Here is a 13787-nt window from a genome sequence, read left to right on the forward strand (position 1 = left end):
TAGCAGTCAAGCACAGACGTGTTTCAGCAAATCACCCGAAAACGCACCGACAGCCTGAGCTTAGAGCCTCCGGCGCCCGAGGATTGAAATGAAGTTTCTTTGCGCCAATGACGACCTGCCCGACGCTTGCAGCCGGGGCTTCGAGCTTGACGGGGTCAAGCTGTTCGCCGTGCGCCGCAACCAGCAGGTGTACGTCTACGCCAACCGCTGCCCGCACCGGGGCGTGGCCCTGGAGTGGCAGCCCGACCAATTCCTTGATCAGAGCGCCAGCCTCATTCAATGCGCGACCCACGGCGCCCTGTTTCTGATCGAGGACGGTGAATGCGTCGCCGGCCCCTGCGCCGGCCAGTCCCTGACTGCCATCCCCTGCCGCGAAGATCAGCAGGGGGTCTGGGTCCAGCTTTAACCGTTGAGCAAGACCTCCAGACGCCGCTCGACACAGACTTCTTCAGCCGTCAGGCGCACGCCATAGGCCAGCACTTCAACTCCTGCCGCCACCGCCTCGCGCAATGCGGCAGCGTAGGCCGGGTCGATTTCCTGGGCCGGGCGCACGGCCTCGATCCCGCTCAGGTTGACGCAATACAACTGCACTGCCCGCACGCCTTCGCGCGCCAGGCATGCCAATTCGCGCAAATGCTTGGCCCCACGCTGGGTCACCGCATCCGGAAAAGCTGCCACCGGCGTGCCGTCGAACCCCAGGGTCACGCTTTTGACTTCGACAAAGGCCGGGCCGTCGGCATAGTCGAGACGAAAATCAATGCGGCTGTTTTCCTGGCCGTACGGCACCTCGCGCTTGAGCGCTGTAAACCCATTGAGTTCACTGATCAGCCCGGCCCTCAGCGCCTCTTCAATCAGCGGGTTGGCCCGCGCGGTGTTGACACAGGCCAGGCGCCCTTGTGGGGTTTCGCTGATTTCCCAGGTACCGGGCAACTTGCGCTTGGGGTCGTTGGACCGACTGAACCAGACCTGCCCGCCCTCGACCATGCAGTTGAACATCGAGCCGGTGTTGGGGCAGTGGATTGTCAGAAGCTCGCCGCTGGCGGTCTCGATATCCGCCAGGAACCGTTTGTAGCGCCGTATCAGACGGCCTTCTTCGAGAGGAGGATGAAAGCGCATCAGCCTTGCCAGCTCCGCAAGCCACGAGCAATGCGCTCCACCGCTTCCTGCAGGCGCGGCAGGCTTTGGGTGTAGGCAAAGCGCACATGGTGCCCGGCCTGATGCCGACCGAAATCCAGGCCCGGGGTGAACGCCACGGACTCGGTTTCGAGAAAGTGTCGACAGAAGGCAAAGGCATCACCGCCAAACGCGCTGATGTCTGCATACAGGTAAAACGCACCTTCGGGCTCGACGGCAATGCCAAAGCCCAGCTCGCGTAACGCCGGCAGGAGAAAGTCCCGCCGCCGGCCGAACTCTGCGCGGCGCTCTTCAAGGATGCTGATGGTCGCGGGCTCAAAACAGGCCAACGCCGCATACTGGGCCATGCTTGGGGCACTGATGTAGAGGTTCTGCGCCAACTTTTCGAGCTCACCGACGGCCGCTGGCGGGGCCACCAGCCATCCCAGGCGCCAGCCGGTCATGCCGAAGTACTTGGAAAAACTGTTCAGCACAAAGGCGCTGTCATCCACCTCCAGCACACTGGCGGCATCTGTGCCGTAGGTCAGGCCGTGGTAGATCTCGTCCACCACCAGGTGACCATTTCGCGCCTTGATCGCGGCCGACAGGCCGGCCAGCTCATCGCGAGTCAGGATGGTCCCGGTCGGGTTGGCCGGCGACGCCACCAGTGCGCCGACACTGTCCTGATCCCAGTAGCGCTCCACCAGATCCGGAGTCAGCTGGTAACGCACATCCGGGCCAACCGGCACCAACTGCGCCGCCCCCTCCACCAGCCGCAGGAAATGCCGGTTGCACGGATAGCCCGGGTCCGCCAGCAGCCAGTGCTTGCCGGGATCGACCAGCAGGCTGCTGGCCAACAACAAGGCCCCGGAGCCGCCCGGGGTGATCAGGATGCGCTGCGGGTCGATATCCAGGCCGTAGCGCTGTTGATAGAAGCCGGAAATGGCCGCGCGCAGCTCGGGAATGCCGCGAGCAGCGGTGTAACGGGTCTTACCGGCGGTCAGCGCGGCCTGGCCGGCCTGGATGATCGGCTCGGCCGTGGTGAAGTCCGGCTCGCCGATCTCCAGGTGAATGACATCCCGACCGGCGGCCTGCAATTCATTGGCACGAGCCAAAAGGGCCATCACATGGAAAGGTTCGATAGCGCGGCTGCGCGCACTGTAGGGCTGAGCCATTAGCCTTCCTTCATATAATAAGAGAGGGAACAAAAGCTCGATTCTACCCAACCGGGGAGCGAGGAGAGAGTCTAAAGCGCTTGGCTCCGCCCGATGGCCGGGAGCCATGAGCACCAACGTGGGGCAAAAAACTGACTAAAATTACATTTTGGCCAGGCCCTCGGACTGGCCGGAGCAACCCTCTCCAGGATCTGCAAGCGCCGTGGGCTGGGGGCTCGACAACCGGGAGTAGCGCGGTCCGACTTGTTCTGGTAAGTTCGCCCGCTTGCAGGCGCAGGGCCGGCAACCGTCGGAGATGGAGCAATCCTGCGCAATGGATTACAAGAGTAGAGGCGGTCCATTCATGCCCACCCAAGCAAAGCAACAGAGCAGCCAATCGATCAGTGGCTTCGAACCCTACGTTGAAACGAAGGGCGAAGAGTACATGGGCAAGCCCATGCGCGAGCACTTCACCAAGATCCTGAACAAGTGGAAACAGGACTTGATGCAGGAGGTCGACCGCACGGTTGACCACATGAAAGACGAAGCCGCCAACTTCCCTGACCCGGCCGACCGTGCCAGCCAGGAAGAAGAGTTCAGCCTTGAACTGCGTGCCCGCGACCGTGAGCGCAAGTTGATCAAGAAGATCGACAAGACCCTGCAACTGATCGAAGACGAAGAATACGGCTGGTGTGAATCCTGCGGCGTCGAGATCGGTATTCGCCGTCTGGAAGCCCGTCCTACAGCCGACATGTGCGTCGACTGCAAGACCTTGGCCGAAATCAAGGAAAAACAGGTCGGCAAATAACAGCCGGCCCGAGTAAAAAACGGAGCGTGCGAACGCTCCGTTTTTGTTTCTGGCATTTCAACCGATGGTGCTCCCTGAGCCCGCAGCACGCGCCAAACTCGTGTCGACCGAACCAGAGCATGTAATCGCCCTCCCATGACTGCCTCGAACTCCTCATACATCGGGCGTTTCGCCCCGACTCCCAGCGGCTACCTGCATTTCGGCTCGCTGGTGGCAGCCCTCGCCTCGTACCTGGACGCACGCGCCTCCGGTGGGCGCTGGCTGTTGCGCATGGAAGACCTTGACCCACCACGGGAAGAGCCCGGCGCCCAGGCGGCGATTCTCAAGGCCCTGGAAAGCTACGGCTTTGAATGGGACGGCGAAATGGTCCGCCAGAGCGAGCGCCATGACGCCTACGCCGAGGTCCTGAATCGCCTGTTCAACCATGGCCTGGCCTACGCCTGCACCTGCTCGCGCAAACAACTGGAGCCCTACCACGGGATCTACCCAGGGCTGTGCCGCAACGCTGGCCATGGCCAGGATAATGCCGCGATCCGTCTGCGCGTGCCGGAGCTGGAATACCATTTCAACGATCGAGTACAGGGCGAGTTTCGCCAGCATCTGGGGCGTGAGGTCGGCGATTTCGTGATTCGACGGCGTGACGGCCTGTACGCCTATCAACTGGCGGTGGTGCTGGACGATGCCTGGCAGGGCGTGACCGATATTGTGCGCGGCGCCGACCTCCTGGACTCCACCCCACGCCAGCTATACCTGCAGGAGTTGCTTGGGCTGCCGCAGCCACGCTACCTGCACGTGCCCTTGATAACCCAGCCGGACGGCAACAAGCTGGGCAAGTCCTACCGCTCACCGCCGCTGGCCGAAGATCAGGCCACCGCCCTGTTACTGCGCGCATTGCGGGCGCTGGGGCAGATACCCGGCAGTGAACTGGACGACGCCACCCCGCGAGAAGTGCTGAACTGGGGTATCACTCACTGGGACGCCGGGTTGATCCCGCGCACTCTTAGCGTGCCGGAAGCGCAATTACGCTGACGCCACTTGCAGCTTGGCGCCCATCCGTTACCATCGCCGCACGTTTTCGGGCACGCACACAATAAAGAGAGGCCGGGATGTACATCTATCGCTTGGTCCTGCTCCTGGTAGTGGGGATCTATCTGTTTTCCCCCGCCATCATGGATTGGTGGATCGATGCTACTGGCGCCTGGTATCGCCCGTATCTGCTCTGGCTGATTCTGATCGTCGTGACCTTCATCCTGCAGAGCCAAAAAGATGCCGATGAGCTTTAGCCTGACCCAGATGATCCTGATCAGCGCCGCCTACCTGGCCGTGCTGTTCGGCGTCGCCTGGATCAGTGAACGCGGAATGATTCCGCGCTCGATCATTCGCCACCCGCTGACCTACACCCTGTCCCTCGGGGTCTACGCCAGTGCCTGGGCGTTCTACGGTACGGTCGGCCTGGCGTATCAGTACGGTTACGGCTTCCTGTCCAGCTATCTGGGGGTGTCCGGGGCCTTTTTGCTGGCGCCGGTGCTGCTCTACCCGATTCTGAAAATCACCCGCACCTACCAGTTGTCATCCCTGGCCGATCTGTTCGCCTTCCGTTTTCGCAGCACCTGGGCCGGCGCACTGACCACGATTTTCATGCTGATCGGTGTGCTGCCGCTGCTGGCGCTGCAAATCCAGGCGGTCGCCGACTCCATTGGCATTCTCACCCGCGAGCCGGTGCAGCATCGGGTTGCCTTGAGCTTCTGCGCACTGATCACCCTGTTCACCATCTTCTTTGGGTCCCGGCATATCGCCACCCGGGAAAAACACGAAGGCCTGGTGTTTGCCATTGCCTTCGAGTCGGTGATCAAGCTGATCGCCATCGGCGGCGTCGGCCTCTACGCCTTGTATGGCGTGTTCGATGGTCCGCAGCAGCTGGAAATCTGGCTCCTGCAGAACCAGACCGCCCTCGCCGCCCTGCACACCCCGCTGCAGGAAGGTCCGTGGCGCACGCTGCTGCTGGTGTTCTTCGCCTCGGCGATTGTGATGCCGCACATGTACCACATGACCTTCACCGAGAACCTCAACCCGCGCTCACTGGTCAGCGCCAGCTGGGGCCTGCCGTTGTTCCTGCTGCTGATGAGCCTGGCGGTGCCGCTGATCCTCTGGGCCGGCCTGAAACTGGGCGCCACCACCAACCCGGAATACTTCACCCTTGGCATCGGCATCGCCGCCAACAGCAAGGCCTTGGCGCTGCTGGCTTATGTCGGCGGGCTGTCGGCGGCCAGCGGCTTGATCATCGTCACGACCCTGGCACTGTCGGGCATGGCCCTGAACCACCTGGTGCTGCCGCTGTATCAGCCACCGGCCGAGGGCAATATCTACCGCTGGCTGAAATGGACCCGTCGCGCGCTGATCGTCGCCATTATCATGGCCGGCTACGCCTTCTACCTGCTGCTGGGCGCCGAGCAGGACCTGGCGAACCTGGGCATCGTCGCCTTTGTCGCCACCCTGCAATTCTTGCCCGGCGTGCTGTCCGTACTCTATTGGCCGACCGCCAACCGCCGGGGCTTTATCGCCGGCTTGCTGGCGGGGATCCTGGTATGGCTGGTGACCATGCTGCTGCCGTTGATCGGCAACTTGCAGGGTTTCTATATTCCGCTGTTGAACATGATCTACGTGCTGGATGACACCAGTTGGCATATGGCGGCGATCGCCTCCCTGGCCGCCAACGTGTTGATGTTCACCCTGATCTCGCTGTTCACCAACGCCAGCGCCGAAGAGGCCAGCGCCGCCGAAGCCTGTGCGGTGGACAACGTGCGCCGCCCGCAGCGCCGTGAACTGCATGCGGCTTCACCCCAGGAATTCGCCACACAGCTGGCCAAGCCCCTGGGCGCCAAGGCTGCGCAGAAGGAAGTCGAACAGGCCTTGCGCGACCTTTATCTGCCCTTCGACGAGCGCCGTCCGTACGCCCTGCGCCGCCTGCGCGACCGCATCGAGGCCAACCTGTCCGGGCTGATGGGGCCCAGCGTGGCCCAGGACATGGTCGAGACCTTCTTGCCCTATAAGGCCAGCGGCGAAAACTACGTCACTGAAGACATCCACTTTATTGAGAGCCGGCTGGAGGATTACCACTCGCGCCTGACAGGCCTTGCCGCCGAGCTCGACGCCTTGCGCCGCTACCACCGGCAAACCCTGCAGGAACTGCCGATGGGGGTCTGCTCCCTGGCCAAGGATCAGGAGATCCTGATGTGGAACAAGGCCATGGAGGAGCTGACCAATATCCCGGCGCAACACGTGGTCGGCTCGCGCCTGAGCACCATTGCCGATCCCTGGAAAGAACTGCTGCAGGGTTTCATCAACCTGCCTGACGAACATTTGCACAAACAGCACCTGGCCCTCGACGGCCAGACCCGCTGGCTCAACCTGCACAAGGCTGCCATCGATGAGCCCCTGGCCCCGGGCAATAGCGGCCTGGTGCTGCTGGTGGAGGACCTGACCGAAACCCAGATGCTCGAAGACAAGCTGGTGCACTCCGAGCGACTGGCCAGCATCGGCCGCCTGGCTGCGGGCGTGGCCCACGAAATTGGCAACCCGATCACCGGTATCGCCTGCCTGGCGCAAAACCTGCGCGAAGAACGGGAAGATGACAGCGAGCTGACCGAAATCAGCGGCCAGATCCTTGAGCAGACCAAGCGGGTGTCGCGCATCGTGCAATCGCTGATGAGCTTCGCCCATGCCGGCAGCCATCAGCACAACGACGAGCCGGTCTGCCTGGCCGAAGTCGCCCAGGACGCCATCGGTCTGCTGGCGCTGAACCGGCGCAATTTCGAAGTGCAATTTTTCAACCTGTGCGACCCCGATCACTGGGTCGACGGCGACCCGCAACGGCTCGCCCAGGTTCTGATCAATCTGCTGTCCAACGCCCGCGACGCCTCACCGGCGGGCAGTGCAGTACGAGTGAAAAGCGAGGCCTCGGAACATACGATCGATCTGATCGTAGAAGACGAAGGCAGCGGCATTCCGAAGAACATCATGGACCGATTGTTCGAACCTTTCTTCACCACCAAGGATCCTGGCGAAGGCACCGGACTGGGCCTTGCACTGGTCTATTCCATCGTTGAAGAGCATTATGGACAAATCACCATCGACAGCCCGGCTGACACCGAAAGCCAACGCGGCACCCGTATCCGGGTGACTCTACCGCGTCATGTCGAAGCGACGTCCGCTGTGAACTGAGACCGTCGAGAGAATTGAATCAATGCCGCACATTCTGATCGTCGAAGACGAAACCATCATCCGCTCCGCCTTGCGTCGTCTGCTGGAGCGCAACCAGTACCAGGTCAGCGAAGCCGGCTCGGTGCAGGAAGCGCAGGAGCGTTTCAGCATCCCCACGTTCGACCTGATCGTCAGTGATTTGCGCTTGCCGGGCGCCCCCGGTACCGAGCTGATCAAGCTCGGCCAGGGCACGCCGGTGCTGATCATGACCAGCTACGCCAGCCTGCGTTCGGCCGTTGACTCAATGAAGATGGGCGCGGTGGATTACATCGCCAAACCTTTCGACCACGACGAAATGCTCCAGGCCGTGGCGCGCATCCTGCGCGATCGGCAAAGCGCCCAGGCCAACCCGGCTGAGCGTCCGGCGGGCAAGGCAGCCAACGCTGGCGAGAAAGCCGGCGCCGGCAACAGTAATGGCGAGATCGGCATCATCGGCTCATGCCCGCCGATGCAGGACATGTACAGCAAGATCCGCAAGGTCGCCCCGACCGACTCCAATGTACTGATCCAGGGCGAATCCGGGACCGGCAAGGAACTGGTGGCCCGCGCCCTGCACAATCTGTCGAAACGTGCCAAGGCGCCGATGATTTCGGTCAACTGCGCAGCCATTCCGGAAACCCTGATCGAGTCCGAACTGTTCGGCCACGAAAAAGGTGCATTCACCGGGGCCAGCGCCGGGCGCGCGGGCTTGGTGGAAGCAGCGGACGGCGGCACGCTGTTCCTCGACGAAATCGGCGAGCTGCCCCTGGAAGCCCAGGCGCGCCTGTTGCGGGTACTGCAGGAAGGCGAAATCCGTCGTGTCGGCTCGGTGCAGTCGCAGAAGGTGGATGTGCGCCTGATCGCTGCTACCCACAGGGACCTCAAGAGCCTGGCCAAGATCGGCCAGTTCCGTGAAGACCTTTATTACCGACTGCACGTGATTGCCCTCAAGCTGCCCGCACTGCGTGAGCGTGGCGCCGACGTCAACGAGATCGCCACCGCCTTTCTGGCACGCCAGAGCGCACGTGTGGGCCGTACCGACCTGAGGTTTGCCCCGGACGCCGAACAGGCCATTCGTCATTATTCCTGGCCAGGAAACGTGCGGGAGCTGGAAAACGCCGTCGAGCGTGCGGTGATCCTGTGTGAAAGCCCGGAGATTTCTGCCGAGCTGCTGGGCATAGATATCGAACTGAGCGACCTGGACGATGACGACTTCATCGGCCTGGCTCCGCAACAGGGCGGCGCCAATACCACCAGCCACGAGCCCACCGAAGATCTGTCTCTGGAAGACTACTTCCAGCATTTCGTGCTCGAGCATCAGGACCATATGACCGAGACCGAACTGGCACGCAAACTGGGCGTCAGCCGCAAGTGCCTGTGGGAACGGCGCCAGCGCCTGGGCATTCCACGGCGCAAGACCGGGGTTGCCAGCGAAAGCTGAACCTTGGCTGTAGGGAGTGCGGGTAACACTCGACTTTGTGAAAAAACTGTTACCTCTGCAATTTCACGTAACAAAAGCCGGGGCTAAAGGTAACGAAGCCCCGGCTTTTTTTTGCCCGTAAAAAACCAAAAACACCGGTCAACCCCCAGTTTCATTGGGGTTCGCAAAAGTTGGCACGGCATCTGCTATATGTCTGGTACAAGAACAATAACAAGCAATGCATAAGACAATAAAAATAAGACGAATCGACTCACGCATAATAAAAACAACACGGCGGAGGCGCAGCTAACTGATTCTTTTGGAGAGGCGTTGTATTTGGGGCTTGCCCCACAACCAGGCCGAGAACAACAAAAACTGCCCTAAGGCAGAGCCTGAACTGGTTGGATCATCAGATCATTGCAACACAGCGATCAAAGCAATCCGTTTGCTCTTGGCTCCCGATTGGGAGGGTCACTCTGGATAAACCAGGTGACACGGGCGTTAAACAAAAACAAGAAGCCCAAAACCAATAATAAAAATAGAGCACGCAACTACTTCTGGGGGAGCTTCGGCTCCCCTTGTAGTTTCCGCGATTCAGCTTTACCCGCCCAACCCATGCCGCTCACGGCTTTCAGCTCAAAACTCCGCCGTCCTACACCATCCCCCGACTAAATGCTAGAATCCCGGCCCATCATGCGGTCATTCTTCGTTATGGCCGAACATTCCTTCAAACAGTGCATCCCATGCTGAAGAAGTTGTTCCAGTCATTCCGTTCGCCCAAGCGTCATACGCAACACATCCGTAGCACGCCTGAAGTGCTCAACAGCAGCCAACATTCGCTGCAACGCGCCCAGTTCAGCCGCTATGCGGTGAACATCGTCGAACGCCTGCAGAACGCGGGCTATCAGGCGTACCTGGTAGGTGGTTGCGTGCGCGACATGCTGCTCAATATCACGCCCAAGGATTTCGACGTCGCCACCAGCGCCACACCGGAACAGGTGCGGGCAGAGTTTCGTAACGCGCGCATCATCGGTCGCCGTTTCAAACTGGTGCATATCCATTTTGGTCGCGAAATCATCGAGGTCGCGACCTTCCGCGCCAACCACCCGCAGAACGACGAAGAGGAAGACAGCAATCAGTCCTCGCGTAATGAAAGCGGGCGGATCCTGCGCGACAACGTCTACGGCACCCTCGAAGAAGATGCTCAACGCCGCGACTTCACCATCAACGCCCTGTATTACGATCCGGTCAGTGAGCGCATTCTTGATTACGCCAATGGCGTGCACGACATCCGCAATCATCTGATCCGCCTGATCGGCGACCCTCAGCAACGCTACCAGGAAGACCCGGTGCGGATGCTGCGGGCCGTGCGCTTCGCAGCCAAGCTGGATTTCGGCATCGAGAAGCACACCGCCGCGCCGATTCGCGACCTGGCCCCGATGCTGCGGGAGATCCCGTCGGCACGCCTGTTCGAGGAAGTGCTCAAGCTGTTCCTCTCGGGCCACGCAGCAGACACCTTTGAGATGCTGGTGGACCTGCAACTGTTCGATCCGTTGTTCCCGGCCAGCGCCGAGGCCTTGGAGTACAACCCGACTTATACCCATACCCTGATCAGCGAAGCCCTGGCCAATACTGATCTGCGCATCAAGCAGAACAAACCGGTGACCCCGGCCTTCCTCTTCGCCGCCCTGCTCTGGCCGGCCCTTCCGGCCCGTGTGTTGCGCCTGCAGGAACGCGGCATGCCGCCAATTCCGGCGATGCAGGAAGCGGCCCATGAGCTGATCGCCGAACAGTGCCAGCGCATAGCAATTCCGAAACGCTTCACCATGCCGATCCGCGAGATCTGGGACATGCAGGAGCGCCTGCCACGTCGTAGCGGCAAGCGCGCCGACCAGTTACTGGACAACCCGCGTTTTCGTGCCGGCTATGACTTCCTGCTGCTGCGTGAGAGCGCAGGTGAGCAGACCGATGGCCTGGGCGAGTGGTGGACTGATTATCAGGATGCCAACGATGCCGAACGCCGCGACATGATCCGCGACCTCAGCGGCAAGGATGACAGTGCCAGCGGCGCTCCACGTAAACGCCGCCGCAGCAGCGGCGCCAAGCGCAAACGCAGCGCGGGCCCATCCGGCGAGTAAGTTGATGGAGCGCATCTACATCGGCATGGGCAGCAATCTGGCTGCCCCAACGCAACAACTGCGCAGCGCAACTGATGCCCTGGCGCAGCTGCCAGAGACCGAGTGGGTGGGCGTGTCGTCGTTCTATCAGAGCGACTCCCTGCTGCCCGGCCAACCGCGCTACACCAACGCAGTCGCGGCGCTTGATAGCCGCCTGTCCCCTCTGGCCTTGCTGGATGCGCTGCAAGCCATCGAAAACAGCCAGGGCCGGGAGCGCAACGAGCGCTGGGGCCCGCGCACCCTTGATCTGGATATCCTGCTGTTCGGTGACCGCCTGATCGACGAGCCGCGGCTCAAGGTCCCGCATTACCACATGCACGCCCGGGCCTTTGTCCTCTACCCCCTGGCGGAACTGGCTCCGGAAAACCTGCAACTGGCCGACGGCCGTACCCTGCGCGAACTCCTCGCGGCCTGCCCTTTTGTCGGGCTGGAACGGCTGGCCTGACAGCTGAAACGCATCAGTAACCGCGGTAACACCCGCGGCGTAACAATGCGGTAACACATCCAATTGACTTCCCGAGTTCTCCTCACGACTATAGGCGTCCCGTTGCCGCCAACCTGGCGTTAAAGGGCGCAATCCAGGCCTTATAAGCACGACAAAAGACCGTGCGCCTGAATAAACGAAGAATCACGCGCGTTACTCGCAGTAGTTTCCAAAGCGCCTGAATGAGGACCTTTTGATGCCGGATATCACCCTGACCACCCTGCAAAACCTCAAGCAGAAAGGCGAGAAGATCGCCATGTTGACCTGCTATGACGCCACCTTCGCCCACACCTGCTGCGAAGCGGGCGTCGACGTTCTGCTGGTGGGCGACTCCCTCGGCATGGTCTTGCAAGGGCACGACAGCACCCTCCCCGTTACCACCGCCGAAATGGCCTACCACGTGGCTTCGGTCAAACGCGGTAACAGTGGCGCGCTGATCCTCGCCGACCTGCCCTTCATGGCCTATGCCACCACCGAGCAGGCCCTCAACAACAGCGCCCAGCTGATGCAGGCCGGTGCGCACATGGTCAAGGTCGAAGGTGCACTGTGGCTGGCGGATTCGATTCGCCTGCTGGCCGAGCGCGGCATTCCGGTGTGCGCGCACATGGGCCTGACCCCACAGTCGGTGAATATCCTTGGTGGGTACAAGGTCCAGGGCCGCAACGAGAACCAGGCCCGGCAGATGCGCGCGGATGCCATCGCCCTGGAGCAGGCGGGGGCAGCGATGCTGCTGCTCGAATGCGTGCCCAGCGAGCTGGCCACTGAAATCACCCAGGCGGTGAAAATCCCGGTGATCGGCATCGGCGCCGGCAGCGCCACCGACGGCCAGGTTCTGGTGATCCACGACATGCTCGGGCTGTCACTGAGCGGCCGTGCGCCCAAGTTCGTGAAGAACTTCATGGCCGGCCAGGACAGCATCCAGTCCGCCCTGGCCGCCTACGTCAATGAAGTCAAAGCCGGGACTTTCCCGGGCGCTGAACACGGATTCTCTGCATGAATACTGTTAAAACTGTGCGCGAGCTGCGCGCGGCGGTGGCTCGCGCCCGTAGCGAAGGCAAACGTATCGGTCTGGTCCCGACCATGGGCAACCTGCACAGCGGCCATGCCGCACTGGTGACCAAGGCGGCGCAGCGAGTGGATTTCGTGGTGGCGAGCATTTTCGTCAACCCGCTGCAATTCGGCGCGGGCGAAGACCTCGACAAGTACCCTCGGACCCTGGCCGCCGACCAGGAAAAACTGCTGCAAGCCGGCTGCCACCTGCTCTTCGCCCCCAGCGTTGAAGAGGTGTACCCGGAGGGCATGAGCGGCCAGACCCGAGTCAGCGTCCCCCAGCTTTCCGAAGGCCTGTGCGGCGCCAGCCGTCCCGGGCATTTCGAGGGCGTGGCGACCGTGGTCTGCAAGCTGTTCAACATGGTGCAGCCGGACCTCGCGGTGTTTGGCCAGAAGGACTTTCAGCAACTGGCGGTCATTCGTGCCCTGGTCCAGGACCTGAACATGCCGATCCAGATTATCGGCGAGCCGACCGTACGGGCCGCCGACGGCCTGGCATTGTCTTCGCGCAATGGCTACCTGGACGAGCAACAACGCGCCATCGCGCCGGCGCTGTACCGCAGCCTGAGCCAGATCGCCCAGGCTATCGAGCAGGGCGAACGGGATTATCCCAAGCTGCTGGGCGAACAACGCCAGCAACTGGAAGCGGCCGGTCTACGTCCCGATTACCTGGAGATCCGCCACGCCACGAACCTGCGCCTGGCCACGACAGATGACCGCGACCTGGTGATTCTGGCGGCCGCGTATCTGGGCGCCACACGCCTGATCGATAACCTTCATCTGAACCTCGACGCCACGGCATAAAAGCCTGATTGCCCGAAGCAGGACCTTCGGGCAAACTGCCGCCGCCAGGGGCCCGCAGCCACTATTGCCGCGCCCCGCCCGAGGATCTGACAAGGGATACACCCATGCACGCCATCATGCTCAAGGCCAAGCTGCATCGCGCCGAAGTCACCCACGCTGTGCTCGATTACGAAGGCTCTTGCGCCATCGATGGCGAATGGCTGGACCTGTCTGGCATCCGTGAGTACGAACAGATCCAGATCTACAACGTCGACAATGGCGAACGTTTCACCACCTACGCCATTCGTGGCGAGCCCGGTTCGCGCATGATCTCGGTCAACGGCGCCGCAGCGCACAAAGCCAAGGTCGGCGATCGGGTGATCATCTGCGCCTATGCCCACTACAGCGAAGCCGAGCTGCTCAACTTCCAGCCGCGCATGCTGTACATGGCCCCCGGCAACGAGCTGAGCCACACCAGCAATGCCATCCCGGTTCAGGTCGCCTGAAACCACTCTTTTCTAACAATCCATACCCCTTTGTTGCACCCGCCGTGCGCGCC

Annotated in this window: 13 protein-coding genes; 11 read left to right on the top strand and 2 right to left on the bottom strand. The window is 61.6% G+C overall.

The window, feature by feature from the left end:
• The first annotated feature begins 88 nt into the window (after window positions 1–88).
• Window positions 89–406, top strand: a complete 318-nt coding sequence (locus JFU57_RS02640; RefSeq protein WP_078471799.1) for a Rieske (2Fe-2S) protein — start codon at window positions 89–91, stop codon at window positions 404–406.
• Here JFU57_RS02640 and sfsA read toward each other — a convergent pair.
• Together sfsA and JFU57_RS02650 are read right to left on the bottom strand one after the other, a co-directional pair.
• Window positions 403–1116, bottom strand: coding sequence for a DNA/RNA nuclease SfsA (gene sfsA / locus JFU57_RS02645; RefSeq protein ID WP_201128017.1), 714 nt, complete (start codon window positions 1114–1116; stop codon window positions 403–405). The two genes, JFU57_RS02640 and sfsA, sit on opposite strands and share 4 nt — an antisense overlap.
• Window positions 1116–2288: a pyridoxal phosphate-dependent aminotransferase gene (locus JFU57_RS02650; RefSeq protein ID WP_078471797.1), complete on the bottom strand. Its 1173-nt coding sequence runs from the start codon at window positions 2286–2288 to the stop codon at window positions 1116–1118. The genes sfsA and JFU57_RS02650 overlap by 1 nt, the downstream gene beginning before the upstream one ends.
• 343 nt (window positions 2289–2631) lie before the next feature.
• On the opposite strand from JFU57_RS02650, the gene dksA reads away from it, so the two are divergent.
• The 10 genes from dksA to panD all read left to right on the top strand — a co-directional run bounded on the left by dksA (window position 2632) and on the right by panD (window position 13734).
• Window positions 2632–3075 (top strand): RNA polymerase-binding protein DksA, encoded by a 444-nt coding sequence (gene dksA / locus JFU57_RS02655; RefSeq protein WP_020296495.1) that lies wholly within the window; start codon window positions 2632–2634, stop codon window positions 3073–3075.
• Window positions 3076–3210: 135 nt separating this feature from the next.
• The gene (gene gluQRS, locus JFU57_RS02660) at window positions 3211–4104 is read left to right on the top strand and encodes a tRNA glutamyl-Q(34) synthetase GluQRS (protein WP_201128019.1); all 894 of its coding nucleotides are present in this window, start codon (window positions 3211–3213) and stop codon (window positions 4102–4104) included.
• Between the two features lie 77 nt (window positions 4105–4181).
• Window positions 4182–4358: a hypothetical protein gene (locus tag JFU57_RS02665; RefSeq protein ID WP_003176118.1), complete on the top strand. Its 177-nt coding sequence runs from the start codon at window positions 4182–4184 to the stop codon at window positions 4356–4358.
• The gene (locus tag JFU57_RS02670) at window positions 4342–7296 is read left to right on the top strand and encodes a sensor histidine kinase (RefSeq protein WP_161955754.1); all 2955 of its coding nucleotides are present in this window, start codon (window positions 4342–4344) and stop codon (window positions 7294–7296) included. Before JFU57_RS02665 ends, JFU57_RS02670 begins: the two co-directional genes overlap by 17 nt.
• A gap of 22 nt (window positions 7297–7318) precedes the next feature.
• Window positions 7319–8755 carry a sigma-54-dependent transcriptional regulator gene (locus tag JFU57_RS02675; protein WP_078471793.1) on the top strand — a complete coding sequence of 479 codons (1437 nt, stop codon included), beginning with the start codon at window positions 7319–7321 and terminating at the stop codon, window positions 8753–8755.
• 722 nt (window positions 8756–9477) lie between these two features.
• Complete coding sequence (locus JFU57_RS02680) at window positions 9478–10872, top strand: polynucleotide adenylyltransferase PcnB (RefSeq protein ID WP_078471790.1); 1395 nt, start codon at window positions 9478–9480, stop codon at window positions 10870–10872.
• Between the two features lie 4 nt (window positions 10873–10876).
• Window positions 10877–11356, top strand: a complete 480-nt coding sequence (gene folK / locus JFU57_RS02685; protein WP_201128021.1) for a 2-amino-4-hydroxy-6-hydroxymethyldihydropteridine diphosphokinase — start codon at window positions 10877–10879, stop codon at window positions 11354–11356.
• A gap of 235 nt (window positions 11357–11591) precedes the next feature.
• On the top strand, window positions 11592–12392 hold the full coding sequence (gene panB / locus JFU57_RS02690; RefSeq protein WP_078471788.1) for a 3-methyl-2-oxobutanoate hydroxymethyltransferase: 801 nt from the start codon (window positions 11592–11594) through the stop codon (window positions 12390–12392).
• The gene (panC, locus tag JFU57_RS02695; RefSeq protein WP_201128023.1) at window positions 12389–13249 is read left to right on the top strand and encodes a pantoate--beta-alanine ligase; all 861 of its coding nucleotides are present in this window, start codon (window positions 12389–12391) and stop codon (window positions 13247–13249) included. The genes panB and panC overlap by 4 nt, the downstream gene beginning before the upstream one ends.
• Before the next feature lie 104 nt (window positions 13250–13353).
• On the top strand, window positions 13354–13734 hold the full coding sequence (panD, locus tag JFU57_RS02700; protein WP_020296487.1) for an aspartate 1-decarboxylase: 381 nt from the start codon (window positions 13354–13356) through the stop codon (window positions 13732–13734).
• Window positions 13735–13787: the final 53 nt, after the last annotated feature.

The sequence above is a fragment of the Pseudomonas sp. TH07 genome (assembly GCF_016651285.1).
Lineage (GTDB): Bacteria > Pseudomonadota > Gammaproteobacteria > Pseudomonadales > Pseudomonadaceae > Aquipseudomonas.

Coding starts and splice junctions, on each gene's coding strand:
- JFU57_RS02640 (WP_078471799.1), top strand. CDS start 89: ATGAAGTTTCTTTGCGCCAATGACGACCTGCCCGACGCTTGCAGCCGG.
- sfsA (WP_201128017.1), bottom strand. CDS start 1,116: ATGCGCTTTCATCCTCCTCTCGAAGAAGGCCGTCTGATACGGCGCTAC.
- JFU57_RS02650 (WP_078471797.1), bottom strand. CDS start 2,288: ATGGCTCAGCCCTACAGTGCGCGCAGCCGCGCTATCGAACCTTTCCAT.
- dksA (WP_020296495.1), top strand. CDS start 2,632: ATGCCCACCCAAGCAAAGCAACAGAGCAGCCAATCGATCAGTGGCTTC.
- gluQRS (WP_201128019.1), top strand. CDS start 3,211: ATGACTGCCTCGAACTCCTCATACATCGGGCGTTTCGCCCCGACTCCC.
- JFU57_RS02665 (WP_003176118.1), top strand. CDS start 4,182: ATGTACATCTATCGCTTGGTCCTGCTCCTGGTAGTGGGGATCTATCTG.
- JFU57_RS02670 (WP_161955754.1), top strand. CDS start 4,342: ATGCCGATGAGCTTTAGCCTGACCCAGATGATCCTGATCAGCGCCGCC.
- JFU57_RS02675 (WP_078471793.1), top strand. CDS start 7,319: ATGCCGCACATTCTGATCGTCGAAGACGAAACCATCATCCGCTCCGCC.
- JFU57_RS02680 (WP_078471790.1), top strand. CDS start 9,478: ATGCTGAAGAAGTTGTTCCAGTCATTCCGTTCGCCCAAGCGTCATACG.
- folK (WP_201128021.1), top strand. CDS start 10,877: ATGGAGCGCATCTACATCGGCATGGGCAGCAATCTGGCTGCCCCAACG.
- panB (WP_078471788.1), top strand. CDS start 11,592: ATGCCGGATATCACCCTGACCACCCTGCAAAACCTCAAGCAGAAAGGC.
- panC (WP_201128023.1), top strand. CDS start 12,389: ATGAATACTGTTAAAACTGTGCGCGAGCTGCGCGCGGCGGTGGCTCGC.
- panD (WP_020296487.1), top strand. CDS start 13,354: ATGCACGCCATCATGCTCAAGGCCAAGCTGCATCGCGCCGAAGTCACC.